General features: G+C 37.5%; 1 protein-coding gene and 1 pseudogene. Both read right to left on the bottom strand.

Features of this window, described 5'->3' with window-relative positions; translation table 11 throughout:
• Nucleotides 1-120 precede the first annotated feature (120 nt).
• Nucleotides 121-582, bottom strand: coding sequence for a 6,7-dimethyl-8-ribityllumazine synthase (gene ribH / locus AC1DJR_RS30175; protein ID WP_000230892.1), 462 nt, complete (start codon nt 580-582; stop codon nt 121-123).
• Between the two features lie 18 nt (nt 583-600).
• A pseudogene (gene ribBA / locus AC1DJR_RS30170) lies at nt 601-1,290 on the bottom strand (bifunctional 3,4-dihydroxy-2-butanone 4-phosphate synthase/GTP cyclohydrolase II); the annotation flags it as partial.

The following is a 1,290-nucleotide window of genomic DNA, read 5'->3' as shown; positions in this document are numbered from 1 at the left end:
ATGGAGAACAGCACAAACGCTTCGTATACAAACAGAAGGAAAAACAATGGATGAATTAATAAAAGATGTACGGAAAAAAGTAAAAAAATAAAAAAGAGGCCGCAGCCTCTTTTTTATTTTTTATGCCCATTGTTTTGATAAATGAGCCATTTCAATCGCAGCAACTGCCGATTCATATCCTTTATTACCAGCTTTTGTACCTGCACGTTCAATCGCTTGTTCAATTGTTTCTGTCGTTAATACACCGAAAATAACTGGAATGTCCGTTTGTAGTGATAAAGACGCAACACCTTTTGCTACTTCATTACAAACGTAATCGTAATGTGTTGTAGCACCGCGAATTACTGTACCTAATGTAATAACAGCATCATATTTTCCGCTATTGGCCATCTTTTTAGCGATTAAAGGAATTTCAAATGCACCAGGAACCCATGCAACATCAATATCATTCTCTTCTACACCGTGACGCTTTAATCCATCTAAAGCTCCGCCAAGTAACTTACTTGTAATAAACTCATTAAAACGTCCAACAACAACCCCAACTTTTAATCCTGTACCAACTAAATGACCTTCGAATACCATAATGTATCTCTCCCTTAATTATAAGTTTAGTAAATGTCCTAATTTGCTTGCTTTCGTTTGTAAATACGTTTTATTTTCTTCTTTTGTTGGCATTTGTAACGGTACACGCTCGGTTACTTCTAAATCGTAACCTTGTAAGCCAGCAATTTTTCGTGGATTATTCGTTAATAATCGTAAACTTTGTAAGCCTAAATCTTTTAAAATTTGAGCGCCAATACCGTAATCACGAAGATCAGCTGGGAACCCAAGTTTTTCATTTGCTTCTACAGTATCTAACCCTTCTTCTTGTAACTTATAAGCGCGAAGCTTATTCAGAAGGCCAATGCCTCGTCCTTCTTGTCTCATATAGAGAAGAACACCTTTTCCTTCACGCTCAATTTGAGCAAGTGCAGCATGTAGCTGTGGTCCGCAATCACAGCGGCACGAACCAAATACATCTCCTGTTAAGCATTCTGAATGAACGCGTACAAGTACAGGTTCGCCTGTTGAAATATCACCTTTTACGAGCGCGATATGTTCTTTCATATCTAATGAGTTAGAATAGCCAATTGCATGGAAAGTACCGAAATCTGTAGGTAATGTAATTTCCACTTCTCTCGTCACAAGTGTTTCGTGATGGCGGCGATAAGCAATTAAATCTTCTATTGTAATCATTTTTATATCAAATTGTTTTGCGCACTCTAGTAAATCAGGTACACGTGCCATCGT

This window comes from Bacillus sp. 05T31, from assembly GCF_056396725.1.
Note: the sequence above shows the minus strand (reverse complement) of the source record. Positions and strands in the feature narration are given on the sequence as shown.